The organism is Moritella sp. 28, assembly GCF_018219435.1.
Classification (GTDB): domain Bacteria; phylum Pseudomonadota; class Gammaproteobacteria; order Enterobacterales; family Moritellaceae; genus Moritella.
Map to the genome: position 1 here is coordinate 4,965,482 of NZ_CP056121.1, position 26,170 is coordinate 4,991,651.

Consider the following 26,170-nt stretch of genomic DNA (forward strand, 5'->3'; position numbering starts at 1 on the left):
ACTGAGATCTTCATCGCTAATGCTAAGTTTAGCTTATTGTACCGACCATGTTTTTTCATGCCACGTTTGTATAATATATGAAATTTCATACCAGTCGTGTGCACTCGTTACTCTTTCTCTGAACGCTTTATTATGCGGTTGCTTTATCATAATGCAATTATTAACCCCAGCATTTTTCGCATCCAGCAAATTATCATATTTATCATCTACAAAAGCATGAATCTCATGCGTCTGTTGAATCTTGTTTAAATAAGTCGCTTTTGACTCCCCAAACTCAACAAAAAATATATCTTGAAAAATATTACCGAAGCAATGATACATGTTTGCTCGACGCAGCGCTTCCACCTTAGGGTCACGACTACACGCGGTAATACAAAAAATATCATAACCTTCTTGAATTAGTTTAGTTAGAATTCGCGAAGCACCTGGCAGCGCATCTAATGCACCAAACTGCCAACTAGATGCAAACTCTTTTAATATTTTAACATCCTGACCTTCTTTGACGCCTAACCACTCACATAAATCCCATGCTAAGGGTTTACCAGTCACTTGTTTATCATATTGGTGATTAACAAACTCACGTAACCGAGAACCAAAATCTAATACCGTATCATCAATATCAATGACTATCGCTTTCATAGGCGTATTTCCATTTTTGTGATTATGTCTATCATTCATAACTTTGTAAAATAAGATAATGTTATCGAAGAACAATATTACATAGATACCAAGTTATGTATATTTAACTTCTATGAAATCGGTCAACAATACTAACGTAATAGTCAGAGAATCTAGAGCACTATTTTCCTTAAAACAATAATGATCACATTCAGACAGGCATTAAAAAGGCACCCTAAGGTGCCTCACTATTATTTAAGCCTCTGCGGAAATTAAATCACGCGAGAAAACTGTTGCTGACGTGCACGTTGACGTAAATACACATCAAAACACATGCAAATATTACGGATCAATAATTTTCCTTTCGGTGCAACCTGCAACATATTGCCTTTAATAATGACCAGTTCATCGTTAATAAAGGTTTGTAATAATGCCATATCTTCAGCAAAATAAGTGGCAAAGTCTAGTTGGAAAGTATCCGCAATCTTATCCATATCCAGTTCAAAATTACACATTAGCTGTTTGATCACCGCGCGACGAATTGAATCATCATCATTCAGACCCACACCACGCCATTGTGCATGACCAAGTTCACCAACCTGTTGATAATAAGTTTTCAGCTCTTTTTGATTCTGTGAATAAGCATTACCAATTTGGCTAATTGATGATACTCCTAACCCCAATAAATCCGTTTCACCTTGAGTGGTATAACCTTGGAAGTTACGATGTAGTATACCTTCGCGCTGGGCAATCGCTAATTCATCGTCAGGCTTTGCAAAATGATCCATACCAATAAATTGATAACCGTTATCGGTCAAAAATGCGATCGCATCTTCTAAAATAGCTAAGCGATCAGCAGGCGACGGCATATCTTCTTCTTTCATTTTACGCTGACCAGCAAACAAACTTGGTAAATGCGCGTAATTGAATACCGTTAAACGAGCCGGATCTAAATCTAGCACACGCTCCAAGGTTTTATGGAAAGTTGCTTTGGTTTGATGTGGTAAACCATAAATTAAATCAATATTGGTCGATTTGAACCCTAACTCATGGGCACGTTTGATAAGCGCAAAAATGAAGTCTTCATCTTGATCACGGTTGATTGCCGCTTGTACTTTTTTATCGAAATCTTGCACGCCCAGACTCAAACGATTAAAGCCTATTTTCGCTAATAAATCAATGGTACTTAGTTCAATTTCACGCGGGTCAACTTCAATTGAAATTTCAGCATCGTCGTCAAAATTAAAGCTGTTTTTTAACGCATCCATCAAACGTTGAATTTGTGGTTGAGTTAAAAATGTTGGAGTGCCACCGCCCCAATGTAATTGCGATACGTTACGGTTTTTGAAAAATGCAGCTTGTTGCTTGATCTCAGCTTCAAGCACATCAAGGTACGGATCGGCTTTATGCTGATGGCGGGTAATGACCTTGTTACAACCACAGTAATAACAAAGCTTATGACAGAAAGGAATATGCACATACAATGACAACGGCTTATCAGGTGTCTCATCACAAGCAAAGCGGAAGTCTTGATAACCGAAAGACTCATCAAATTCCAACGCAGTTGGATAAGATGTATATCTTGGACCACTGTAATTATATTTTTCGATCATAGCCTGATCCCAGACCAATTTTTGATTTAGCATATTCATCCCCTAAGACATATCACGGCAGTATGCCGGAAATAAACATCATGCCGTTTGTCTTACATCATAATATTAACGATTAACACCGTTATTTATTAACATTCAAACGTAGTTAAGCGGGCTACGTCTTTTTGCACACGTTCTGCATATTCACCTTCAAAACGAAAACGATCTAAATCAAATTGCATACGGGCTTTTTTTGGTAATTCACTGCGAGCATCCATGATTGGCATATGTTTTATTTTGTCATAAAACGCATGTAAATCAGGATATTCTTGAGCCCAATCCACAGGTTCTGCAGCTGGTATAGCAGCCAATAATTTACTAATACGAATCGCGCCTTCAGAAAGGTCACATTCTTCACTGCCCATTGCTTTAGCAATGATCTGTACACTTTCAGTAATACGGACTTTACGTGCAGCAATAGCGTCGTTTTGTTGATTTGACTGCTGCACTTGTTGCGCTTTTACACGATACAGTAAACGTCCCGCATACACTGATAATGCCAGAATGATCAGGCATCCGATGCCGATTAAAATCATCCAACTTGCTTGCATTATTAGTCCTCGTTATCGTTATTCTTTAATTTTTTTTCTGTTGCTAAGAAGCGTTCATACAACTCATCTTCCGATAATTTCTCATGATTAGTTTGTAGTGATTTAGCATCAAGTTCAGCCATCATCTCTTCATCCCACTCATCTTCGTCATAATCTTCTTCAAATTCTTCGTCATCAGCGTAACCAAGTTCTTCAAGTAAGAATGCATGACGATCAACACCTTCATCGACGTATGCTTGGTCATCACTGTTTAGCACTTCATTGTTATCTAAACGTAGTAATAGACCACTTAAGCGAGCATCATTTTCTAGTTTGTCTAGCTCTTGCTCAAACGTTAATACAGGTGCAACAAGCTTAACTTCAGCTTTAGGTTGTTTCACTTTAATAATCGCAGGTTGTGCAACTGGTGTCGGTGTCGTTAGCAATTGAATAGGTGCTTTACTGCCTACTCTTGGATCGCCCGACTTACGTGAACCACTAGTGCCTTTTTTACCTTTTACTGCTTCCGTGGTTTTATTACCTGATGTTAACCCTTTACGCTTTTTTAAACGTTTGTGCTTACGCGCTTCTAACGCTTGGGTATTTGTTTCACGCTTTTTGCGATCTGATTTAGCAATAGCTAGCGGGCCGCCTGAGCGTTCTTTTCTTTTACGAGTCATAGTATTCTCTGTCTTTAATCTGTCTAATAACAAGGTCCACAATTATCTTGTTGACCATATTGTTTATTAGCGGGTATCGTATTGCGCCTTATTTAAAGATAGTCAATTGACCCGTCTTTATTAAGGGCATAATGAGGCAATTCTTTAAGTGAGCGCAGACTATCAAAAAAGCGAGGAAGAAAAAAGATAATTCCGATCTGATGAAAATAAAAAACTCAGCCGAAGCTGAGTTTTTTACGATATAAAAATGAACTCACTAAACAAAAATGATTAGTGAAGACCACCTAGATATTTAGAAATAATTTCCATATCCGCTGGTTTCATTTTATACGCAATATCATGCATCATACCATTTTGGTCATTTGCACGTTCTTGGCTACTGAATTTCTCTAATTGCGCTTTAATGTAATCAGCGTGTTGACCTGATATTTTCGGGAATTTAGCTGTTTCGCTACCATTACCACGTGGGCCATGACATGCTGCACAGCCGGTAATACCACGTTCGATATCACCACCACGATATAATTGCTGACCAGCAGCGATAACATCTTCAGGTGTTTCTTCAGGCTTCATGGTTTTAGACGCAAAAAACGCAGCAAGATCCTGGATGTTTTGTTCAGTTAACATTGCAGACATACCCATCATGGTTGGATCATTACGACCCTTTTCACCACCGGTTTTCATCGCCAGTTGAAAATCTTTCAACTGCTTAACAATGTACGACGCATTTTGCCCCGCTAACTTAGGATAGATACTTGCTGGACTATTACCATCAGCACCATGACACGCAGCACATGTACCGGAAAGAGCTTCACCCGCTGCTGCATCCCCTGCAGCTTGAGCGGTACCCATTAATCCGATTAACATTGCAAAAGATAAGACAAGACTTTTCATAGCATTCCACTTGTTATTTTCAGCTTCCGATCCCATGTCACGGCGTGACATGTTACACTTATTATTATTCTATTTGACTATTTTACACATTTTCAAAAAAAAGTAATCATTTAACACAATTTCAATGAGAGATATTAGATTGGATAACAAAAAGATACACTTCGAAAACGCTGCATTTAGGATTAGTGCGCCAGACATTAGTCACCTAACAGATGATTCGGGCATTGAAATTGCTTTCGCTGGGCGATCTAATGCTGGTAAATCAAGTGCATTGAACACATTGACACGCCAAAAAAGCTTAGCGAGAACCAGTAAAACCCCTGGCCGTACACAACTTATTAACGTATTTGAAATCGAAGAAGGCAAACGTCTCATCGATTTACCAGGTTATGGTTTTGCTAAAGTACCTTTTGAAGTAAAGAAAAAATGGCAGAAAGCTTTAGGTGAATACCTACAAAAACGCGATTCATTAAAAGGTATCGTGGTATTAATGGATATTCGTCACCCATTAAAAGATTTAGATAAACAATTAATTCTTTGGGCGATTGATTCTGATATTCCAGTGATGGCGCTATTAACGAAAGCTGATAAGTTAAAACAAGGCGTTCGTAGTAAAACTGTTAAAGAAGTAAAAGAAGCGGTAAAAGAATTTGGTGGTGACGTAACAGTAGCACCATTCTCATCATTGAAGCATACTGGCATTGATGTACTTAAAAACAAACTATGCGAGTGGTATGATCTTGAGCCTGCGACGGGTGTGCCAAGTGAAGACGACGAAGCATTTGACGATAGCGATTCTGAGTACATTAACGAAGACTAATTCAAACGCTAAATTTTAGGCAAAAAAAACGCCTCGTCGAAAAGTGACGTGGCGATGAATAATAAATTCAATTTGAAACAAAAGGTTTGAAATATAATTTCGAACCTCCATACCCTACCCCGCTAATATACGCCAAACGAGTTTCAACCGAAAGTAAAATACGTTATTTAGTTACATTTTTTGTGACAAAGCGCACTTTCATCGTTATTTTATGTATAAAAACAACAAAACCAGTCCTGAGACTGGTTTTATTTTTAATTACAATATAATGAAATTAATGCTTAATACAAGATTAGTGCGCTTCATCCCAGTTATCACCCACACCAGCTTCCGCAAGTAGTGGTACATCCAATGACATTGCCGCCGCCATCAACGCTTTGATATTAACAACGTAGTCGTCCACATGTTCTTCTTTTATCTCGAATACCAATTCATCGTGAACTTGCATAAGCATACGAATAGAGTCAGCTTCTACAGTCTCAATCCAACCTGCAACATTAATCATAGCCTTCTTGATAATGTCTGATGCTGTCCCTTGCATTGGCGCGTTAATCGCCGCACGTTCAGCCGCCATTTGACGCATTTTATTACGCGCATTAATTTCAGGTAGGTATAAACGACGCCCCGATAAGGTTTCAACATAGCCTTTATCTTTAGCCACTTTACGCGTTTCATCCATATACGTTAATACACCAGGGTAACGTTCAAAATAGCGCGCCATGTATTGCTTGGCTTCTTTTTGTGGAATATTTAACTGACGGCCTAAACCGAATGCACTCATCCCATAAATAAGCCCGAAGTTAATCGCTTTAGCACTACGACGTTGATCACTCGTAACGTCGTCAAGTTCAACAGAAAATACTTCTGAGGCTGTCGCGCGGTGAATATCTTTACCTTCCGAGAACGCTGTTAGCAGCCCTTTATCTTGTGATAAATGCGCCATAATACGTAATTCAATTTGGCTATAATCCACTGCCACATATTTATAACCCGCTTCTGGAATAAATGCCTGACGGATACGTCGACCTTCACCCGCACGTACTGGAATATTCTGTAGATTTGGATCGCTCGAAGACAAACGACCTGTGGCGGTAACAGCTTGATGATAAGACGTATGCACACGCCCGGTTTTTTCTTCAATCAAGGTTGGTAACTTATCCGTATACGTTGATTTTAACTTACTTAAACTACGGTATTCTAAAATCAATTTTGGTAATGGATAATTAAGTGCCAGTTCTTGTAACACTTCTTCAGCTGTCGACGGTGCGCCTTTTGGCGTTTTCTTAATGACTGGTAGTTCCATTTTTACAAATAGAATTTCTTGCAACTGTTTTGGCGAACTCAGGTTAAAAGGTTGCTCAGCAATTTCGTGGGCTTTAGCTTCTAGCTCCAACATGCGAGTGCCAAGTTCAACACTTTGCGCATCGAGTTTTGATTTCTCAATCAATACACCTTGGCGCTCAACACCAGACAAAATGCTAACGAGTGGTAATTCAACCTCGTTAAATAAAGTAACTAGCGATGGCTCCGCTTCAAGTTTCGCCCACAGTACATTATGTAAACGTAGCGTAACATCAGCATCTTCAGCTGCATATGGTGATGCTTGCTCTAATTCAATCTGGTTAAAGGTTAATTGTTTTTTACCTTTACCGGCGATCTCTTCAAAGCTAATGGTTTTATGGTCTAAGTATTTATTCGCTAAGCTGTCCATATCATGACGCGTCGCGATACTGTTATAAACGTACGATTCAATCATGGTGTCATAAGCAATACCTGCGAGGTTAATGCCGTAGTTTGCTAACACTGATTTGTCGTATTTTAAATTTTGACCAACTTTTTTTGCATTACTGTCTTCGAGTAGTACTTTTAATGACGCTAATACATGATCACGATCTAACTGCTCCGGCGCATCTAAATAGTCATGGGCAACAGGCAAATAAGCGGCTTCGCCTTCTGCAACTGCAAATGACAGTCCCACTAACTCAGCTTGCATATAATTAAGACTCGTGGTTTCAGTATCGAACGCAAACAGATCGGCTTTTTGTAACTTCTCTAACCAGCGATCAAAATCTGCTTGCGTTAAAATAGTTTCATAATTGCTGCGATCAATTGTACAAGGGGCTACAAGGTCACCACTGTCAGACTCACTTGCCGCTGAACTCGATTTTGTTGCTTTACCCGCATACACATGTTTAGTTGCATCAGCACCACCTACTAACGCCGCTAACCAACGTTTAAAGCCCATCTGCTGGTATAACTCAGCCAATGCATCGGTATCTGTTTCTGCGATAGCCAGATCATCAAGGCTTACACCAGTTTCAACATCCAATTTTATCGTCGCTAATGCATAAGAAATTTCAGCATTATCTTTATGCTCGATCATCTTTTTAGCGAGAGTTTTCGAGCCACGGAAACCTAAAGGAGCAATAGCGTCTAAGTTATTGTAGATATCTTTAATGCTGCCCAATCCCTGCAGTAGACCTAACGCTGTTTTCTCCCCAACACCAGGCACACCCGGAATATTATCGGCAGTATCACCCATAAGCCCGAGCAGATCGATGATCAACTCTGGTGGTACACCAAATTTATCTTTAACACCCTGTGGATCCAATACCGTATCCGTCATGGTGTTGATCAGCGTGACATTATTATCAACCAACTGTGCCATATCTTTATCACCAGTACTGATCAATACAGCACGACCTTCAGCACTAGCTTGCTTGGCGATCGTACCGATCACGTCATCGGCTTCAACACCCGAAATACAGATCAAGGGTAAACCAAGTGCTTTAACAGCGTTATGCACAGGTTCGATCTGACAACGTAGATCATCCGGCATTGGTGGACGATGCGCTTTATAATCCGGGTACATCTCATTTCGGAATGTAGGACCTTTGGCATCGAAAACAACCGCGATATGACTGGGACTAAATTGTGTTAATAAGCTCTTTAACATGTTAACGACACCATACACAGCACCCGTCGCCATACCTTCAGCATTAGTCAAATGCGGAGGTGAATGGTAAGCACGGAACAAATACGAAGAGCCATCGACAAGCACGAGGGGATTGCTGGGGATCGTAGACATAAAATAAAACTCAGTGAAATAAATGATGAATAAGCTAAGCATGCCACAAGCCGTGAATTCTCGCTATGTTGATGATAAAAATATATCTTGCGATCAGATCTTAACCACTCGATCATAGATCTTGATCTAACTGTGGATAACTCTGTTGACAATGACGATCAAAAAACTCAGTAAAAAATATGGATCGTTAACGGCAACAACTAAAACAATTAAATAACAATAACTTAAATATTTAAACTGTAAGATCTAAAGTTATCTAACGCTTTTAGGTTATGTGGAAAAGAATCTTAAACTGAAGAATATTATGTGCAAAAAGAAGGCATGATGATTAAAAATAATACATCATTGAATAAATAAAATGTTTGATTTGTGTTAATAAAAAAACGATTTTGTTGCAGAAAATAAAAAGCCGGTATCAATCAAACTTCTCGATAATCGAGGGATAAGAAGTTTGATCTACCGGCCCGAAAAAAAATTCGGTTTACCCTGCAAGGAGTAATGGATTAAAATTAACCCGGAAGCAATGTGAGCAATGTCTTGTCCTACTGAAACAAATAATGACTTCCTGAAGAACAACTCAATAGTAACGATTCTCATTTGCGTTTGCAAGGATTTATTTATATAAAACCAACATAGTGTCATTAATAGCAAAAAAATAAACGAATACAGAATACCTGACACCGTAAACCCAGCATGCAATCGAGAACAATTTGGACGTGGTTCGATAATATAGAATAGTTGAAATGATAAAATCTGCAGAAAATAAAAAGCCGGTATCAATCAGACTTCTCGATAATCGAGGGATAAGAAGTCTGATCTACCGGCCCGAAAAAATTCGGTTTACCCTGCAAGGAGTAATGGATTAAAATTAACCCGGAAGCAATGTGAGCAATGTCTTGTCCTACCGAAACAAATACTGATTTCCTGAAGAACAAGTTAATAGTAACGATTCTCATTTGCGTTTGCAAGGGTTTATTTATATAAAACCAAAATAATGTCATTAATAACAAAAATAATAATGTAACAAAGACAGAATACCTGACAGCGTAAACGGTGCAGAGAATCGAGAACAATATGGACATGGTTCGGTAATATAGAATAATTGGAATGATAAAATCTGCAGAAATAAAAAAGCCGGTATCAATCAGACTTCTCGATAATCGAGGGATAAGAAGTCTGATCTACCGGCCCGAAAAAATTCGGTTTACCCTGCAAGGAGTAATGGATTAAAATTAACCCGGAAGCAATGTGAGCAATGTCTTGTCCTACCGAAACAAATACTAATTTCCTGAAGAACAAGTTAATAGTAACGATTCTCATTTGCGTTTGCAAGGGTTTTATATAAATAATAAAAATTCAAATAAAAAGCCCAGCGAGGCTGGGCTTAAAATACAATTTAACTTTCAATATTAATCTGCGATCGCTAACTGCTTCTCTACTGATTTTGCATACCCAGATAACACTACAGTATGTAGCTTACTCGGTATCGCTTGTAAATGAGCTGTAAATTTAGCGCGTTGCTCAGCAGTGACTTTACTTGCAGCCTGCTTATACTCAGTACTGGTATGTAGTTGCTCTGCCGCTAATAAATTAGTCCCATGCAAGTAATAATTATTATCGATGGTCTGATCAATACGCTCGGCCAATTCAATCGCATCGGTAAGATCATCAGCAATGACATCACCAAAAGTCACATTCACATGACCTTTAAAGCCAACAATACCTTGAACAATACTATCAATATCTTCAAATTCAGTTTTATTGTACTCACCCGCTGTCGCTAATTCTGAAAGTTCATTCGCCTTAGCTGCATCGTTTGGATCATATTCATAAGAGATAGTCACCGGCACGATATTTAATGATTTCATGTATTCAGGAAAGCTAATGTTCTGACTTTTGCCATGCATATACATCATTTTTAAAATTGCAGGGTCAGTCTGATCATTACCATCTTTAGCACGGCCTTCTTTTTGCGCAATCCAAATCGACTGTTGTTCAGTTTGGATTGAATGGGCAATATAACCAGATAATGATTTAAATGCCGCGATCATCTCACGTACACCTTTCGCTGAACGTTTCACAATAAAACTTTTATTCAAACGCATCAAATCGGATACAAATGGCTTTTTCAATAAATTATCACCAATAGCAATACGCACTGTATCATGACCATATTGATGTAATCCCCAGTTCACAAATGCTGGGTCCATCGCGATATCGCGGTGATTCGAAATAAATAAATAATTTTTATTTTTATCCAACTTCTCTATACCGTCAAAGGTAATTTGAGTCGTTGTGGTCGCTATCATTTTTTCCATATAAGCGATCACTTCGTGCTGAATTTCACTCACACTCGTGATTTTTCGACATTTACGGCGTAACGCCATACGGATCATTGGGAATACCACCCAACTAAAATGTTTAATCAAGCGCGGAAACTGAAAGTGCGCGATCGCAGTAATAAATTCGTTATCGTTAACTAAGCGTTCAACAACACTTGCTATTTCGTTATCATTAAAAGGACGAATATCATCGTATAAACCCACGTCTGTTGCCATTCGGCACCTCAATTGCGTGTAAATTAAAAGCATAAAATCTAGAACGGGCGATTATACCTTAACTACCGATACATTTACTGTAATAAAACAAAAAAGGCGCTAAACTTTCACATATAAGTGAATAAGTTTAGCGCCTTTCGCCCCCTTACAAAATTAAGTTACATTAATTTAATTTTACAGAGGAGAGGTTATTGTTCGCATTCGTTTCAAATGTAATAACACCCGCTAACTTAGTTAATAAAATACCATAAAGAGGTAAGAATATGACTAAACTAATGAGTAATTTAAATCCATAATCTACCGTGGCAATTTCAACCCAATTAGCCGCCATAAATGGATCAACACTTTGATAAAACGCGATAAAGAAGAAAATAACCGTATCGATTAAATTACCAAATACCGTTGATACTACAGGCGCAACCCACCATGTTTTCAATTGTCTTAAACGATTAAAAACAACAATATCAAGAGCCTGACCGAATAAGTAAGCCGAAAAACTTGCGAGAGCAATACGCCCCACAAAACTATTAAACTCACTTAGTCCTGCAACGCCTTGATAACTACCATCAAAAAATACGACAGACAGAACATATGAAATCAATAACGCGGGTAACATAACTTGCGCAATGATGCGCTTAGCCATACCAGCACCAAATACACGAATGGTTAGATCCGTCGCCAGAAAAATAAACGGAAACGTAAAAGCCCCCCATGTAGTATGGAAGCCAAAAATATTGATAGGAAGTTGGACTAGATAGTTGCTCGCCGAGATCACCAAAATATGAAAACAAGAGAGACAGATCAACGCTTGACGCGTCTGCATTGCAGTTAATTCACGCATAATAAACCTTTTTAGTTAAATTCATGGGGTAAGGGAACCCATGCAAATTGTGCCGCACTTAGGCGGACGAGCATTATACAAAAGCTGACCCGCAATTCAATGGAATTATATTTAAGACATAGAAGACTCTTCAATCAGGCTCGATACAAAAAGGACATACACTATAAAACAGTGCGAAGTGTTCCATTCAGAATTACAGGTTTAAAGAGGAAGATAAGCGTTAGATGGGGGCTTCTTAATCGAGCACTAAAATGGTTATGCACAAAATCACTTTTATGTTCACTAGGTCATGTATTAACGATTTTATCTCTAGAAAGAAATAGCCTCCTGTGGGGAGGTTATTTCAACTATTCCGTAACAAATAAAATTAAATTACCATCGCAGCATCAATTCCAGCCTGAATGTACAATTGTTTGGCAGAGCTGTCATATCCAAAGAAAATTATAACTTCTTCTTCTGACTTAACTCTGGCAATCGTACATTCACGATGACCGTGCTTTATTACTACGAAGTCTTTATTTTCTCCAGAAAATATTTGATAGTGGGTTCCCGTGCCTTCAGGATTAACCTCTGTGATTAGCTTGCCTGAGAACTTCCTATCTGCTTCACCGTCATTCATTTTAACAATAAAATCTTGTGCTGATTCACTAGATGGTGCTGAAACCTTTTTCTCTAAGATATGAGCCATTTCAATAAACCTTATTATATAAAGCTATATATATTAGGGTATAAGCAATTATTTCAAGTGTTGAAGCATTACTTATGTTCCACAAAAAATTAACCCCTATGTATAAGGCCTGCTAATGGTTCGCTATGTGACATATAGCGAACCAAAGCCCTCTAAGCTCTATCTCCGACTTCCAAATATAAGATCCAGAGATGAATCATATTCATCTTTTTCAGCTTCAACTGTTATAATTTCTCCAGCTTTAATAATGTTTGTCACTTTAAATGATTCACTACCGAAATTAATTTGTTCACCTATTTCACAAGTTTTAATCTCATTTACATTGTATGTAATCTGCATATCCTATCTCCACATTAAGAATCAGATTTAAGCATACCACATTTTTTGAGATGATTTTTACGTAACACATTGATATAACTAAACAAACATAATACAAGACAAGGGTTTAGCAAGCCATTATGACACCCTGTCGTATTGCACTTTAATTATCACTTGGTATTCTCAGCCTCTATTTTTCGCCTTAGCTCCAGTTCAAATATTCTCTTATCATGTTCAGATAGAGTTATTTTTATATCCCTATCAGACTTGAAAGATTGCCAACTTAGCCATGATGCGAACATCACCAAAGGCGGTATGCCAAGCTGGGTTAATAATCCAATTGCAGGAAAATCCATTACAACACCGCCCGTTTATTTACCCATTGTTCCATGGCCGTGCGTAACATCCGCCTAAAACCAAACGTATGAATGTAAACCATCCCCAAACCGTACCAATAATATTCTGGTACTGTTTCTAATGATTCAAAGCCAAGACCAACATAGTTCGAATAGTCTGGCAGAAAACAAAGTATTAACGGGGCTGTGGTGATTAATAATAAATATTCATCTTTCCAGCCGCGACCGTTCATACTAATTTCGTCTAGCTTGGCCGCGTTCGTGTCACCCGCAGCCGCTCGTTTTGCTTTGGCTTCTGAAACTGCGGCTTTTAATACGCCGTCTTGTTTAATTTCATCCGCTTTATTTTTACGTACAGCAGAATCCAAAGCGCTTAGATTTGAAACCTAAATTGGAGCAAAGGCAAATGACCTACCTACTTGAAAAGTTAGAAACCTCACACAACAAAGATGCGCTGGTTATTACTAAGATTTGTTTAAGTACAGGTTGTCGATGGGGTGAAGCCGCCAACCTTCGCAGTGAGCATATAGCAAAAAATATTGTAACCTTTGTCAGTACCAAAGGTAACAAGCCGCGTTCGGTACCAATATCACCGGTACTATCAAACATAATGCCTAAACGAAAAGGTAAGCTATTTCCTAAAAGTTGTAACGATTCAACATTCAGAACTGCAATTAAGAACGCAAAAATTAAATTACCGCGCGGACAAATGACGCACGTTTTACGCCATACATTTGCCAGTCACTTTATGATGAACGGAGGTAATATTTTGGTGCTGCAGCGCATACTTGGCCACGCTTCAATTGTGGATACAATGAAATATTCGCACTTTGCACCCGACCATTTAGAAGATGCGGTTAGGTTGAATCCATTGGCAAGTTGAAATGAATAAGCCCCGTATTAGGCGGCACAAAATAGCTAGCTATAAATGATAAAGAAGCTAACCTAGTCATCTATTTTGCATCGGCTTTAAATGCTGTTATACATTTATCACAGCCACTACAATTTTAAATGCTTGCTCCGGTAAGGCTTTTAATTCCCCTTGAATCCATAGGTCCTCATCCCTTTTATCGGAATGATTTTGACAATCAGGCCATCGCTGGCCTTTAGTTCCCACTTCAACACAGGATACTTCAAACCAACCATCTTTATACTCACTACTGTATTTTGTTGCTTCGACCCAACCATTTACACTAATCAAATACGGCTCATCAAACTTTATATCAAGACTTATCCAATAAGGAGATTCACCATTTTCATCGAATGAGTCAAGAAACCCCACCGAGGACTGCCTAGTTTTCACTAATTCATCTGTAGAACGAATGAAATACCAAACTAAGTCTAATAATTCCAAGCACCGCTCCATATCTGGAGGAGCAGCATCGTTATGCTCAATGTCATTACGTACAGCCATTAATGTTTTTAACATGAATGGTCGCACCACATTTAGTGTTGCGAGATATTCTAAATAGCCTTTAGGGGAGTCAGGTAAAGCAAAATTTTTAAGTGAATATATATATTCAATTAATTTTAACCTTTGATTTAAAGCTCTTTTTAACCAGCCGATAGAATCCGACCGATCAAATTCAGTAAGGTTATCACGTTCAAGACAATTTCGTGCATGCTCCCAGATATTAACAGCTCGCTTAACTTCTCTTTTAGAAGTCAGGTGTCCGCATTCCTCATGGCATTCGTTAAAACAAGTTGGACTAATCCATATTTTTTTCATAGCACTCTAAACATCAGTTAAATATTTAACATTAATAGGCGTGTTAACTCAGCAACACATATCCTGCTGAGTTTAAAGAACAATAATATTTCCCACAAGGGGAAGAGTGCGGCATGCATAGCTAAAAAAGTATTATGCATTCAAAACCATACGCAAAGACACTCAATAGAGTGTGGTTTAAGGGAACCCATGTAAATTGTGCCGCACTTATGCGGACGAGCATTATTCAATGAAATTATATTTCAGACATAAAAAAGCACTCAAATTGAGTGCTTTCAATTTTTACTATCATAGCTAAAGGCGATATTTTATTTATAGCTGATTTTTATCAATCTCACACCAACATCTAATTCCAACCTTGCCGATAATATAAAGTAAAGCTGCAACGGCTATTGTTATTGATACAGAAGCCACACCTAAAGCTTCTCCTAACTTACTAGAAATAAAACTAATTAGAGAGCTTTGGACTAAAGGCGATTCACATTTTATTTGTTCTCGTATTTCTGCGTATTCCTCATCACCACAAATCAACTTACGAAACTCACTCATAAAATGATCATACATATCAGAAGAACGACCTTCACCACCGAACCCAGCAGTTGAGCCTGACCCTGATGATGATAACCATAATTCAATAGCTTTTTCTGTACCATACTGATCATTCAAAGTATTAAAATGATTTTTTTGGTAAGGTTTAAAATCTGCTAACCAATAATCTAAGGGTTTTTCTGGTAAATTTTCCAATACATTTCCGATTTGGTTCATCACAACATTTCCTTTATATATTCTGCGGATACACATTGAGTTGTTTGATTAAGCTCATGCAAATTTATATCTGCGATTACAGCCATGGCTTTCCTTTCTGGAATATAAGCCCCATTTAACATTCCTACAATTTCATGGGTATCAGGATAGTAGATTAAAGAACCAGACTGCCCCGGCCTTGCTTGAATATTGAGAATAAAATACTTACTTTTTACCTGGTAAGACTCAAGCCATACTTTAGCCCCAACTTCTGCACTTTGATAAGTGAAAACTCGACGTTGATCAGTGCAATGAGGAAACCCAAATATTTGCACTCTGCCTCCTACAGGAACAGAGTCAATACTGCCAAGTGTAGGGAGCGTACCACTAACCTCACCATCCTTAATCTTTAAAATAGCAATGTCTCTTATTGGATCAAATTCTATGACTTCAACTCGTACGGCCTTAACTTCAGTCATGGTAGTATCTTGAATGCTTTCACAACTATCCATATTAGGCACTAACATGCGTAACTCATTATGATTATTACCAATAACATGACTTGCAGTTACAATTTTTGTGGCTTCCACAAAAAAGCCACTACCCAGCATCGTTAATGTCCCACTAGGTGTCTTAACACCTATTGTCACAACTAATTTATTAAATGTATACAAATCCAGAGCCCATAAATATATATAAACCACTAACAATAAAGGGTTTTTACACGTTAACCATACCGATAAAATAAAAAAATCATATCTAAAACTATAATGATATCGCTAATTTTTCAAAATTAAGCGACTAACACGTATGAGTTATACGTATAACGCATTTTATGGTTAAAAAAAGTGAGGACATTAATGATTCTATTTGAAATATAAAATGCACTCAAGCCGAGTGCATTATTCAATGGGGATTCTGCTTTCAGGTTTTATCTGTTTTCTCCAAAACCGTTACGCGGGTATTGAGATCAACAATACTGTCCTTTATTCCCTTATTTACTTTCACCAGTTGCCAACCTACCCAACATGTAAAAACGACAAGCGGATTAATACCAAGACTGCTTAGCAGTGACACCGTAGGAAAATCCATTACATCACCGCCCGTTTATTTACCCATTGCTCCATGGCTGTGCGTAACATCCGCCTAAAACAAAACGTATCAATGTAAACCATCTCCAAGCCTGATAAGAATGCGAAAAACGAGTCATTATATGCCGTCATCACACTTTCCAAATAACATAACGGTAACAAAAACATTCACTGATCTGGATCAGTTTATCAAACATAGGACACGGTAGTATTACTCATAAATAAGTAACTATTACTTACCAATACAAGCATTACTATTCACTGATATAGCCAATAATAAGAGGACGAACACGATGGAAATTTGGACTAAACTTTTAAGCGATCTTTTTTCTGACACGGTCGGCATTGCCTCCATTAGTGTCATCGCCCTCACCTTTATTATTGTCAGTGTACTTATCAGTATGTTTATTGTGAAGAGTCGATAAGGTAACAACTACGGGTTAATTACTATTAGCAAATAGCGACTATAATTAGTGCATAGTCATGAATGTTAGCCGCTATGCACACCAAGTTATGCCTTGCATTGATTAAGGACATTCAATTACCCGGAGATGTCCATGATCACTATCATCAACCTTTCTGAAGCCAATCTGTTTATAAATCTGTCTAAAACAATCACTCACAGTGATTACGAAAATGTATTAGAACCCGTCATAACCGATATTCTTAAACAGCACACTCAGATAAACGTCTGCGTGATATTTGCAGATGATTTTTCAGGTTTTGAATTTCATGCCTTAATCGATGATGCCATGATGGGTATAAAATACTGGCAATATTGGCATAAAATAGCCTTGGTTTCCGAACCCAAATGGCTGCATTCAATTGCAACAACCATCGAGGCGATCAATCCCATTACTGTCGAAAGTTTCTCAACAATATTACAAGCAGAATTATGGTTTAACGAAGAAGAATATTTTTAATTGACATAATAATTAAGCACCTACGCTAACTTTATTGCTATTTTAGCAAGAATACCCTTATCTTCTTCACGTGTAACAGCAAGCCATGCGCTACATGTGTAATCTTCAAATTCAAACAACAAATTAATATCTTTATATTCCAACACCCAAGCATGGCGATCCGCCCCCCAATTTTTATCACATACTCGCGCATTCAATAACGTGACAAATTTGGGTGCAAGCGCCGTAAAGTTCTCAAAGCTCAACGTTTCATGCTCTAACATCAAAATGTTATCTGTTGCTTGCTGTGTTGCCAGTGTCCAATTCATTGTTTTATCCTTAAATACGATCAATCTGTAATGTTAATCGTAAGACGCTATTTTAGTTAAAAATTGACGTCCGAAACGTTCTAATTTAACGTGACCAACACCGTTAATATCCAACATTTCAGCTTCATTTTGTGGTTTTATTTCTGCCATTTCAGCTAATGAAGCATCATTAAACACAACATAAGGTGGAATATTTTCACTGTCGGCAATATCTTTACGTAACTTACGCAGTGCAGCAAACAGCTTTCGGTCATAATTAAAGTTAGCAATACGACTACTGCGTTTTGGCGCTTTATCGACATTCGTAATCGGCTGTAATCGAGGCTCAGCTAACTCTAGCTCTTGCTCACCACGTAATACCGGACGTGCGGCTTCTGTTAATTGTAATACCGAGCTGCGGGTAATATTTTGTAATAATAATCCGCTATGCACTAATTGGCGTAACACACTTAACCAATGCTCTTGTGATTTATCTTTACCAATACCAAACGTCGATAACTTATCGTGCCCACGCTCTTTCACCCGTTGATTTTGCGAACCTCTTAATACATCAACCACATATCCCATACCAAATGCCTGGCCAACACGATACACGCACGACAATGCCATTTGTGCATCTTTAGCGCCATCATAACGTTTCGGCGGGTCTAAACAAATATCGCAGTTACCACAGGCTCTATCATTAAACTCACCAAAATAATTCAGTAATACCTGACGACGGCACGTTTGTGTTTCGGCAAATGCCACCATGGTATTAAGTTTATGCATTTCAACACGTTGCTGCTGTTCGTTTTCAGTTTGTTCAACCATATAACGTACCCGCATAATATCCGCGGGGTCAAACATTAATAATGCTTCTGCGGGTAAACCATCACGCCCTGCTCGGCCTGTCTCTTGGTAATATGATTCAATATTTTTTGGTAAGTCGTAGTGCACAACAAACCGCACGTTAGGCTTATTGATCCCCATCCCAAATGCCACTGTCGCCACCACAATATCCAATTCATCACGAATAAAGGTTTCTTGTGTATCTTGACGCTCTTGTTGGGACAAACCAGCATGATAAGGCTTAGCATCAAACCCTGCCCGCGTTAACCCTTCCGCCACTTCTTCAACGCGTTTACGACTTGTGCAATAAACAATGCCACTGACACCGTCTTGTTGTTTTACATAACGCTTTAACTGATCTAACGCTTTAAATTTTTCCACCAGTGAATAGCGAATATTAGGTCGGTCAAAACTCGACATACTCACTTTCGGGTCGTTCATTTGCAATTGATTCAGTATATCTAAGCGTGTTGCATCGTCTGCCGTGGCCGTTAATGCCATCAAAGGCACATTTGGAAACAGCTGTTTCAACTTACCTAACTCATTGTATTCAGGTCTAAAATCATGACCCCAAGACGAAATACAATGGGCTTCATCAATGGCAAATAAACTGATCGGCAACTGTTGTAAATACTGTAAAAAATCGCCCACCATCAAACGTTCAGGCGATAAATACAATACTTGTAGACGGTTATTATTTAAATCATTAAAGATTTGCGCAGACTCTTGTCGCGCCAACGTTGAATTCATATAAGCAGCAGAAACACCACTCGCTCGCAATGCATCAACCTGATCTTTCATTAACGAAATTAACGGGCTTAACACTATCGTTAATCCACCACGCACTAATGCGGGTACTTGATAACATAATGATTTACCGCCACCCGTAGGCATAATAACTAAACTATCAAGTCCTGCGACAGCATGTGCGATCACGTCTTCCTGACCCATGCGGAATTGTTGATAGCCAAAAACGCTCTCAAGTACGTGTTGAGCTGATGGAAGAGTTGAAACAGATGCTGTCATGATAGTTCGTTCTCGGTTTAATTCAATTTGGGGTGTTCTGTAAATAACGTAATCGGCGATTTTAGCAGGATATGCATGCACTAAACAAATGCTACTAAAACAAAATTAGCGCGAATTATTCAACTGTAGTCATCAATATACAGAATATTGCCTAAACTGGATCGTAACAGTATAAAAAATAGTTATATATTTACGCGTACCCACATACAAGGAGAGTCTATTGTGGAACAAATTAACCCTGCTATAGCCGCGTTTTTACCAAACGAAGTTCAGGACATGTTCTTCCCTTTTGCGAGTGTCATGCTCGCACCATTATTAATGAATTTGGTGATAGGCTTTGCTTTATCTTGGGTTATTGGTGCCCACTTCCGCTATTTCGCCTCTTCATTTTGTAACCGCCAAGATTTCTCCCGTTTATTTCCTTTACTTATGCTGACGGTTATCTTAATTATCTCAATTGTTAAAGCATCTCTCGCTCTGGCGCTAGGCCTAGTGGGAGCGTTATCAATTGTACGCTTTCGTACCCCAATAAAAGAACCTGAAGAACTGCTTTATTTATTTTTAAATATTGGTATTGCTGTCGCTCTAGGTGCAGGGCAAACAACTGCAGCAATCACAGCGTGTATTACCACCTTAATACTGGTGAGCTTTATTAGACATTCTAAAACAGAGCACCATGGCGAAAAAGGTATTTTCTTATCATTACGCCATCAACATGAAGGTGAAAATCAAGTAAGTATCAGTGAACTGCAAGCGATCTTCACCGCCTATACCACCCGCAGTGATTTACGCCGCTATGATCACGAACGGCAACTCGTCGAAGCCACCTTTTTTATCTCTTTTGCCAACAGTGAACATTTAGATAATTTATTTGAAGCATTAGAACATCGATATCCAGGAGTTGCGTTATCTTTACTCGAACAACATAACATCGCAGGGGTGTAACCATGCTCCTATCCGAAAACAGATCGCGGTTTAAAAAACGCGATCGCTGGTACACGATTGGTGGGTTGTTATTGATATTATTGCTCATGACCCCATCGCCGAAAACCGTTAAAAACTGGCTTATCCAGCATGGTTTTGTTGCACACAGTACTGACGGCAACACAAAAAACAAACAACTATTAAACGCCCTGATTGATGCGCCACTAAAATACCTCAACGCCGATACTAATATCCCGAACTTACAGTTAGATATTAAATATCAAGATTGGATGCGCTTGGTTGCCGATCGAAAACAAGCATTAAAAGAAGGTCAAATCCCCGCCCAACGCTCTGAGGTCAAAGCCAGTGTCAGTTACTTACAAAACAAATATAGCGCCAAGGTACGTCTACAAGGTGATTTATTAGATCATGTTGCGGCGCCACAGCGATGGTCGTTACGTGTCGAATTAAAAGGTAAAAGCAGTCTATTAAGAGTAAAAAGGTTTGCCTTACTCAGCCCAAATGTACGCGGTAATCACGCCCCGCTATTATTTACGAAAACTTTAGATGTGGCCGGATTTGATATTATTTCACCTCAGCATATCCCTGTTAATCTGACCGTTAACGGCACACCTTGGGGCTTGATGCTATTAGAAGAAGTATTCGCCAAAGAGTTACTCGCCAATAATAACCGTACCGAAGGACTCATTCTAAAATTAGAGCAAGCCACACAAAAAGAAGATAATAGCCAATTACACAAAATATTTCGTCCCAAAGTATTTCAACAGCGTGACGCGATCAGTGACCCGAGTTTAAATAAACAACGTAAGATAGCTTTAACCTTACTCAGTGATTTTCTCAATCAACGCCGCAAAGCATCCGATGTATTTGACAGTCGTAAACTTGGCCAATACATAGCAACCGTCGATCTGTGGTCTGCATGGCATGCTTTTAGCTGGAACAACTTACGCTTTTATTACAACCCACATACCGCCAAACTTGAACCGATCCAAAGTGATGAAGCATTATCTCCAGTACCGGATAAAATTTTATTACAGCCCGTCAGTGCTCAATTCCCGCTGATCCAAGCCATGCTGGACGATGACAAAATACAAGACCAATACGATAGAGCGCTCAATCACCTTATTACCCTTGTTAAGAATAAAAAATTACCTAAACAATTAGATATTTTACAGCAGCACATTATTAAAAAAATGCAGCATGGTTCGCCATTACTGCAAGGCTATAATTTTGATAGTTTAACGGTCCACGCACAATGTTTAGCAAACGGTTGTCAATCACTCCCCACCATGCCCACAGACTGGCATCGTCATGTCGATACATTCAGCGCGGAATTACCTTGGGATCTTGCCAGTCAGTTTCGCTATAGCAACAATGAAAAACAACTGAAGTTACGTAATAATAATCAATCACCTGTATCTATTGTTGATATAATTGTCAGTGACAAATGGGGCAGTGAAATTAGTTTAGTCAATGCGCCCGAATTACCTTTTACCTTAATCAGTAACCAAGCTGACGGCAGCTTAATCATCGATAACGCTCAAGCGTATAATATTAAATTACTCAGTCGCCAAAATAATAAAAAACTCCAAACATATCGCTTTGAATTAGGTGAATCTGCAACGAGTTTTTTACCTCGACCTCTGACTATGCTGCAAAAGTCTGGTGTACTTGCTAAATATGACTTTATTCAAGTGCAACAAGATGGTTGGTATTTCAAACCCGGTAATTGGCAAATTAATGATTATCTCATCACCCCTGAAGATACCCGAGTGTATATACCGGAAAATACCCATTTACGTTTCAGCAAAAATGCAGGCATGCTAATTTTCGGGCAACTTGATATTGATGGCAGTACTCAATATCCAGTCACCCTCACTGCCAGTAATAAAAAAACCTGGCAAGGTATTGCGGTATTTGGCTCAGGCAGTAAATCAACAATCCAACATTTGGATATGGCAGCCAGTGCAAGTCCAAAACAAGGCAATTGGCAACCCAGAGGGGCACTGTACATGTACGATGTAGACCTTAATGCCAATGATATTACCTTGCGTAATAACCGTTCCGAAGATGCTTTTAATATGGTAAATAGTAAATTTAATTTGACTAAATTACTCATCGAAAATGCTTATTCAGATGGCTTTGATTGTGATTTTTGTAAAGGCACGATCAGTGACAGTCAATTCAACACTGTCGGCGTGAGGTCTGGTGGTGATGCCATTGATATTAGTGGTTCAAACATTATCGTGCGTAATAGCAAATTTAGTCAAATCCGTGATAAAGCCATTTCAGCTGGCGAACACAGCAGCGTTGATGCGAGTAATATCCAAGTGAATAATGCGGCATTTGGTATTGTTGCCAAAGATGGTTCGCAGGTTACCGCTGCCGATATTAATGCTGTCGATATAAAACATTACCTCTTCATGTCTTATATGAAAAAACCATTCTTTGGTGGGGCGAGTTTACAAGCATCTAGTTTTAACTGTGATAACTGCAGCAATATCAGCATGCTTCAAAAAAATAACTACCTGTCATTGGATGGTCAACAACAAACCGCTAGAAAATTAAACGTGAAGAAACTTTATACTGGCTCAATGCGCTCGGACAAACCAAAATGACCCAAGACTATCGCTTTGAAATTAAAATACCAATCCCGCTTAATCGCTTAGAGTACATGCTGTCTTGGTTGAGGCTATCATCAATGGGATTTAGCCAGCATCACCCAGACCAATATGTAAATAGTGTTTATTTTGACAGTTACCAAATGGCTTGCTTTGCCGAGAACCTCACCGGTATTAGCAACCGTAACAAAATGCGTATTCGTTGGTATCACGATATTACTAACGCAGGTAAAGCGCAGCTTGAGTTTAAACAACGCCGTAGCGGTAAAGGTTGTAAAGTCATTTATCCTTTACAGCTCAACTTTGATGATCCCAATATTAGTTGGTCAGATCACATTAAGCACTGCCAATCTCAGCTACCTCTACAAGCACTGTCAGAATGGGACAGCCAAACGTACCCAATATTGCTAGGACGTTATAAGCGTCAATACCTAGTCAGTTTTTGTGGACGAATACGCGCGACACTTGATAGTCGTATGGAAGTATACGATCAGCGCTATTGGAGTAAACCTAATACCACTCGCTCACGAAAAATGGGCGACTATGTGCTATTGGAATTAAAATGCCAAGATCAACATGAACGTCTGCTCAGTGATTTAGTCAGTCGCTGCCCGCTTAACCCTTCACGACATTCAAAATACGTGAATGGTGTGAGACACATGATCTATGTATAGGTATCTGATTGGCTTCTGCGCTGGTTTACTGATATTTATTTTCGTAATTTCGGTCGCAGTCAGTCAAGTATATCCTTCTGCGGGTACCGCTTGGGTGCTCACAGGCCAACAGCAAGCCGCGACAGCGCCTCATTTTCAGCAACGATTTCATTCAGCCTCTGCAGTATCACAATGGGAAGATAACCATGCCGATATCAGTATTGGTGGGCATTATAGTCAATATAATGCCAAAAAAATTACCCAACTTGGTTATATGTATAACCAAAAACTAGATTGGCAGATGGGCCAAAAGGAACAACAATTACGCCACTGGATGACCCTGAATCAGCAAGATTATGAATCGTTATTTCTACACTTTCAAAACGACACCCAATTTGAAATACCAAACAACAATCACGGTGTGCATACTCCACTCTACGGCACTCCCGAGTTTGTTGCCATTCAAGAAGCTTCAACCCTAACGCGGCAAGGTCGCATTAAGCCCCTCAGCATGCCAATACAGCAACCGCTAGTGCTAAAGAAAAACCAAACCTTATATTTATTTTCTTCAGAAAAATTAATAGGTTTAGATATAGAGTTTGATGGGCAGCAACTCGAAAGCAGCAATATAACCATTTCCTATGCAACACGAGACATAGCAACAAACACACTTGAATATGCTTGGCAACCATTGTTAACACAACCTTTAGCATCGACATTAAACAGCCGCTGGCCCTCCCCGCTACGTTGGCCAAGAGTAAGCATTTCATCACAACTCGGCTCGCAATTAAGCGCCCAATTAAACGTTGAACACGCCCGTTTTTATGCACTGAAAATTGAGATTAATAATCCAATTACAGGGTTAACGTTAACTAAACTCCGTTTACCAAGTTGGTATCAATTTACTGAAAAATCAAAAAAACACTATGTAACAATCCCCGGCTGGGATCCCATTAACGATCGTAATAAAGATGGATATATTGATGATAGTGAATACCTGCAACGTTTAAATAATAATGCCAGTGCTCGCTTGCCGTATCAAGCGCGCTTGATACCATTAGGTAGAATGTGGAATGAAAAATCAGCGCTGTGCTACGTTAATTTATTCTCTGCACTCAATCGCACTTTACTAACAGACTATCTTTATCAACATTGGCAACAACAAGGCTACCGAGGTGCTTATAATGACTCACTTTACCGGGTTCCGAACAGTACCCAATTTCCCACCACCACTGAAGGAAATATTCTCGAATTACAGATCCCTGTTCGACAAGCAGGAAAATCTTATTGGCAGAGTCTAAGTGCCTTTAACCAGCATTTACAACAAACAAACCCACAAGCTTGGATTGGTGCCAATATCTCTGATTTAAACCTCTTTAGCCAACCCGACTTACAATCTTTGGTTGCCGGGTTTAATTTTTTTGTACGTGAAGATTACATTAATCCAAGCCTAGGCTTGTCACAACAACGCGGATTACTGCAACGCTGGGAACATTTCTTATTAAACGCACAAGGTAAGCGTAGCGTGCTGATGGCGCATATGCGTAAAGGCGGAAAAGTACGTTGGCAAGGCCATAGTCAAGCAAACTGGCAGCATGACCAAAGCACCAATCTGGCTATTTTCTACTTACTGAATAACCCCCGACTGGATTTTTATCAGCAATGGAATAATAGTTTTTATTACTCGAGCAAAAATACCCGAGCAGATAACTACTACCAACCCGGCATTCCAAACAATGTCGCTTACCAGCCCACTGCAATGTTACGCTATAACATTGGTCAACCGATTTCAGCTCCCGATAACTACCCGCCTGTCGACTATGTTGATAAAGACAATAATATAATGGCGACCAGCCTCGATACGCAACTCACTGTGAATAATCAAACGCGATCAATAACCCCAAGCCATTGGTTTTATTTTTATCGTCAAGCCAATCGTTTATTACCTTGGCAGCAACCGCAGCCGCCAACAGTAGCAGTCATCGCTCGGCGCTATCAACATGGTTTAATACTTTATTATACCGACCGTAATGGCGGTAATAAACAATTCAGTGAGCAAGCAAGGGTAACCCTAGACTTACCCGGATATTACCGACGTCTTAATGCCGATGGCAGCTTAAGCGAACGAATAAATAAGATCACATTAACTGGTTACCAAGGCATAATATTGATACCAGAACCCAGCCCTTCATAAAATAATATCTGCTGAATAACTAATTTAAGGTGTATTTTCGACAGAAGTGAGCTACCTTAACGTAA

The 26,170-nt window shown here is 39.0% G+C and carries 25 protein-coding genes; 8 read left to right on the forward strand and 17 right to left on the reverse strand.

What is annotated here, in order from left to right:
- Positions 1-33: 33 nt before the first annotated feature.
- The 5 genes from HWV02_RS22125 to HWV02_RS22145 all read right to left on the reverse strand — a co-directional run bounded on the left by HWV02_RS22125 (position 34) and on the right by HWV02_RS22145 (position 4,374).
- Positions 34-639: an HAD family acid phosphatase gene (locus tag HWV02_RS22125; protein WP_255546973.1), complete on the reverse strand. Its 606-nt coding sequence runs from the start codon at positions 637-639 to the stop codon at positions 34-36.
- 251 nt (positions 640-890) lie between these two features.
- Positions 891-2,264 carry an oxygen-independent coproporphyrinogen III oxidase gene (gene hemN / locus HWV02_RS22130; RefSeq protein WP_211689341.1) on the reverse strand — a complete coding sequence of 458 codons (1,374 nt, stop codon included), beginning with the start codon at positions 2,262-2,264 and terminating at the stop codon, positions 891-893.
- 95 nt (positions 2,265-2,359) lie between these two features.
- A complete protein-coding gene (locus tag HWV02_RS22135; RefSeq protein WP_211677893.1) occupies positions 2,360-2,821 on the reverse strand; it encodes a DUF2489 domain-containing protein in 462 nt (153 codons plus the stop codon).
- A gap of 2 nt (positions 2,822-2,823) precedes the next feature.
- A complete protein-coding gene (gene yihI / locus HWV02_RS22140; protein ID WP_211689342.1) occupies positions 2,824-3,480 on the reverse strand; it encodes a Der GTPase-activating protein YihI in 657 nt (218 codons plus the stop codon).
- Between the two features lie 270 nt (positions 3,481-3,750).
- Positions 3,751-4,374 (reverse strand): cytochrome c, encoded by a 624-nt coding sequence (locus HWV02_RS22145; protein WP_211689343.1) that lies wholly within the window; start codon positions 4,372-4,374, stop codon positions 3,751-3,753.
- 139 nt (positions 4,375-4,513) lie between these two features.
- Here HWV02_RS22145 and yihA point away from each other — a divergent pair, with 139 nt between their 5' ends.
- Positions 4,514-5,194: a ribosome biogenesis GTP-binding protein YihA/YsxC gene (gene yihA, locus HWV02_RS22150; RefSeq protein WP_211677895.1), complete on the forward strand. Its 681-nt coding sequence runs from the start codon at positions 4,514-4,516 to the stop codon at positions 5,192-5,194.
- 292 nt (positions 5,195-5,486) lie between these two features.
- Here the strand turns inward: yihA and polA are convergent, their stop codons facing one another.
- From polA to HWV02_RS22180, 6 genes are all read right to left on the reverse strand, one after another.
- Positions 5,487-8,282, reverse strand: coding sequence for a DNA polymerase I (polA, locus tag HWV02_RS22155; protein ID WP_211690641.1), 2,796 nt, complete (start codon positions 8,280-8,282; stop codon positions 5,487-5,489).
- Between the two features lie 1,409 nt (positions 8,283-9,691).
- Positions 9,692-10,840, reverse strand: coding sequence for a 1-acyl-sn-glycerol-3-phosphate acyltransferase (locus HWV02_RS22160; RefSeq protein ID WP_211677896.1), 1,149 nt, complete (start codon positions 10,838-10,840; stop codon positions 9,692-9,694).
- A gap of 163 nt (positions 10,841-11,003) precedes the next feature.
- A complete protein-coding gene (locus HWV02_RS22165) occupies positions 11,004-11,681 on the reverse strand; it encodes a 7-cyano-7-deazaguanine/7-aminomethyl-7-deazaguanine transporter (RefSeq protein ID WP_211673466.1) in 678 nt (225 codons plus the stop codon).
- Positions 11,682-12,048: 367 nt separating this feature from the next.
- Positions 12,049-12,369: a hypothetical protein gene (locus HWV02_RS22170; protein WP_211689344.1), complete on the reverse strand. Its 321-nt coding sequence runs from the start codon at positions 12,367-12,369 to the stop codon at positions 12,049-12,051.
- Positions 12,370-12,528: 159 nt separating this feature from the next.
- Entirely contained in the window at positions 12,529-12,708 is a 180-nt protein-coding gene (locus HWV02_RS22175) for a hypothetical protein (protein WP_211689345.1), read from the reverse strand.
- Between the two features lie 334 nt (positions 12,709-13,042).
- Positions 13,043-13,411 (reverse strand): hypothetical protein, encoded by a 369-nt coding sequence (locus HWV02_RS22180; RefSeq protein ID WP_211689346.1) that lies wholly within the window; start codon positions 13,409-13,411, stop codon positions 13,043-13,045.
- A gap of 38 nt (positions 13,412-13,449) precedes the next feature.
- Here HWV02_RS22180 and HWV02_RS22185 point away from each other — a divergent pair, with 38 nt between their 5' ends.
- Positions 13,450-13,926 (forward strand): tyrosine-type recombinase/integrase, encoded by a 477-nt coding sequence (locus HWV02_RS22185; RefSeq protein ID WP_255550573.1) that lies wholly within the window; start codon positions 13,450-13,452, stop codon positions 13,924-13,926.
- A 96-nt stretch (positions 13,927-14,022) separates the two neighbouring features.
- Here HWV02_RS22185 and HWV02_RS22190 read toward each other — a convergent pair whose 3' ends face one another.
- From HWV02_RS22190 to HWV02_RS22205, 4 genes are all read right to left on the reverse strand, one after another.
- On the reverse strand, positions 14,023-14,772 hold the full coding sequence (locus HWV02_RS22190; protein WP_211689347.1) for a hypothetical protein: 750 nt from the start codon (positions 14,770-14,772) through the stop codon (positions 14,023-14,025).
- A 312-nt stretch (positions 14,773-15,084) separates the two neighbouring features.
- The gene (locus HWV02_RS22195) at positions 15,085-15,540 is read right to left on the reverse strand and encodes a hypothetical protein (RefSeq protein ID WP_211689348.1); all 456 of its coding nucleotides are present in this window, start codon (positions 15,538-15,540) and stop codon (positions 15,085-15,087) included.
- Complete coding sequence (locus HWV02_RS22200; RefSeq protein ID WP_211689349.1) at positions 15,537-16,190, reverse strand: serine protease; 654 nt, start codon at positions 16,188-16,190, stop codon at positions 15,537-15,539. The genes HWV02_RS22195 and HWV02_RS22200 overlap by 4 nt, the downstream gene beginning before the upstream one ends.
- Positions 16,191-16,440: 250 nt before the next feature.
- Positions 16,441-16,608, reverse strand: a complete 168-nt coding sequence (locus HWV02_RS22205) for a hypothetical protein (RefSeq protein WP_211689350.1) — start codon at positions 16,606-16,608, stop codon at positions 16,441-16,443.
- 292 nt (positions 16,609-16,900) lie between these two features.
- Between HWV02_RS22205 and HWV02_RS22210 the strand changes: the two genes are divergently transcribed.
- Positions 16,901-17,032, forward strand: a complete 132-nt coding sequence (locus HWV02_RS22210) for a DUF3149 domain-containing protein (RefSeq protein ID WP_211673468.1) — start codon at positions 16,901-16,903, stop codon at positions 17,030-17,032.
- 132 nt (positions 17,033-17,164) lie between these two features.
- Positions 17,165-17,530, forward strand: a complete 366-nt coding sequence (locus HWV02_RS22215) for an STAS/SEC14 domain-containing protein (RefSeq protein ID WP_211689351.1) — start codon at positions 17,165-17,167, stop codon at positions 17,528-17,530.
- Positions 17,531-17,550: 20 nt separating this feature from the next.
- Here the strand turns inward: HWV02_RS22215 and HWV02_RS22220 are convergent, their stop codons facing one another.
- Both HWV02_RS22220 and recQ read right to left on the reverse strand, forming a co-directional pair.
- Entirely contained in the window at positions 17,551-17,838 is a 288-nt protein-coding gene (locus tag HWV02_RS22220) for a DUF3630 family protein (protein ID WP_211689352.1), read from the reverse strand.
- Between the two features lie 33 nt (positions 17,839-17,871).
- Complete coding sequence (recQ, locus tag HWV02_RS22225; RefSeq protein WP_211677924.1) at positions 17,872-19,692, reverse strand: DNA helicase RecQ; 1,821 nt, start codon at positions 19,690-19,692, stop codon at positions 17,872-17,874.
- 222 nt (positions 19,693-19,914) lie between these two features.
- Between recQ and HWV02_RS22230 the strand changes: the two genes are divergently transcribed.
- From HWV02_RS22230 to HWV02_RS22245, 4 genes are read left to right on the forward strand one after another with little or no spacing between them, the layout of a single operon-like run.
- Positions 19,915-20,637 (forward strand): DUF4956 domain-containing protein, encoded by a 723-nt coding sequence (locus tag HWV02_RS22230; RefSeq protein ID WP_211677925.1) that lies wholly within the window; start codon positions 19,915-19,917, stop codon positions 20,635-20,637.
- A 2-nt stretch (positions 20,638-20,639) separates the two neighbouring features.
- Positions 20,640-23,255: a CotH kinase family protein gene (locus tag HWV02_RS22235; RefSeq protein ID WP_211689353.1), complete on the forward strand. Its 2,616-nt coding sequence runs from the start codon at positions 20,640-20,642 to the stop codon at positions 23,253-23,255.
- The gene (locus HWV02_RS22240; protein WP_211673474.1) at positions 23,252-23,932 is read left to right on the forward strand and encodes a polyphosphate polymerase domain-containing protein; all 681 of its coding nucleotides are present in this window, start codon (positions 23,252-23,254) and stop codon (positions 23,930-23,932) included. Before HWV02_RS22235 ends, HWV02_RS22240 begins: the two co-directional genes overlap by 4 nt.
- Positions 23,925-26,105, forward strand: a complete 2,181-nt coding sequence (locus HWV02_RS22245) for a hypothetical protein (protein WP_211689354.1) — start codon at positions 23,925-23,927, stop codon at positions 26,103-26,105. Before HWV02_RS22240 ends, HWV02_RS22245 begins: the two co-directional genes overlap by 8 nt.
- Positions 26,106-26,170 lie beyond the last annotated feature (65 nt).

Bases quoted from the DNA above. Each gene is read 5' to 3' on its own strand.
- HWV02_RS22125 (WP_255546973.1), bottom strand. From the start codon at position 639: ATGAAAGCGATAGTCATTGATATTGATGATACGGTATTAGATTTTGGT.
- hemN (WP_211689341.1), bottom strand. From the start codon at position 2,264: ATGCTAAATCAAAAATTGGTCTGGGATCAGGCTATGATCGAAAAATAT.
- HWV02_RS22135 (WP_211677893.1), bottom strand. From the start codon at position 2,821: ATGCAAGCAAGTTGGATGATTTTAATCGGCATCGGATGCCTGATCATT.
- yihI (WP_211689342.1), bottom strand. From the start codon at position 3,480: ATGACTCGTAAAAGAAAAGAACGCTCAGGCGGCCCGCTAGCTATTGCT.
- HWV02_RS22145 (WP_211689343.1), bottom strand. From the start codon at position 4,374: ATGAAAAGTCTTGTCTTATCTTTTGCAATGTTAATCGGATTAATGGGT.
- polA (WP_211690641.1), bottom strand. From the start codon at position 8,282: ATGTCTACGATCCCCAGCAATCCCCTCGTGCTTGTCGATGGCTCTTCG.
- HWV02_RS22160 (WP_211677896.1), bottom strand. From the start codon at position 10,840: ATGGCAACAGACGTGGGTTTATACGATGATATTCGTCCTTTTAATGAT.
- HWV02_RS22165 (WP_211673466.1), bottom strand. From the start codon at position 11,681: ATGCGTGAATTAACTGCAATGCAGACGCGTCAAGCGTTGATCTGTCTC.
- HWV02_RS22170 (WP_211689344.1), bottom strand. From the start codon at position 12,369: ATGGCTCATATCTTAGAGAAAAAGGTTTCAGCACCATCTAGTGAATCA.
- HWV02_RS22175 (WP_211689345.1), bottom strand. From the start codon at position 12,708: ATGCAGATTACATACAATGTAAATGAGATTAAAACTTGTGAAATAGGT.
- HWV02_RS22185 (WP_255550573.1), top strand. From the start codon at position 13,450: ATGACCTACCTACTTGAAAAGTTAGAAACCTCACACAACAAAGATGCG.
- HWV02_RS22190 (WP_211689347.1), bottom strand. From the start codon at position 14,772: ATGAAAAAAATATGGATTAGTCCAACTTGTTTTAACGAATGCCATGAG.
- HWV02_RS22205 (WP_211689350.1), bottom strand. From the start codon at position 16,608: ATGGATTTTCCTACGGTGTCACTGCTAAGCAGTCTTGGTATTAATCCG.
- HWV02_RS22210 (WP_211673468.1), top strand. From the start codon at position 16,901: ATGGAAATTTGGACTAAACTTTTAAGCGATCTTTTTTCTGACACGGTC.
- HWV02_RS22215 (WP_211689351.1), top strand. From the start codon at position 17,165: ATGATCACTATCATCAACCTTTCTGAAGCCAATCTGTTTATAAATCTG.
- HWV02_RS22220 (WP_211689352.1), bottom strand. From the start codon at position 17,838: ATGAATTGGACACTGGCAACACAGCAAGCAACAGATAACATTTTGATG.
- recQ (WP_211677924.1), bottom strand. From the start codon at position 19,692: ATGACAGCATCTGTTTCAACTCTTCCATCAGCTCAACACGTACTTGAG.
- HWV02_RS22235 (WP_211689353.1), top strand. From the start codon at position 20,640: ATGCTCCTATCCGAAAACAGATCGCGGTTTAAAAAACGCGATCGCTGG.
- HWV02_RS22240 (WP_211673474.1), top strand. From the start codon at position 23,252: ATGACCCAAGACTATCGCTTTGAAATTAAAATACCAATCCCGCTTAAT.
- HWV02_RS22245 (WP_211689354.1), top strand. From the start codon at position 23,925: ATGTATAGGTATCTGATTGGCTTCTGCGCTGGTTTACTGATATTTATT.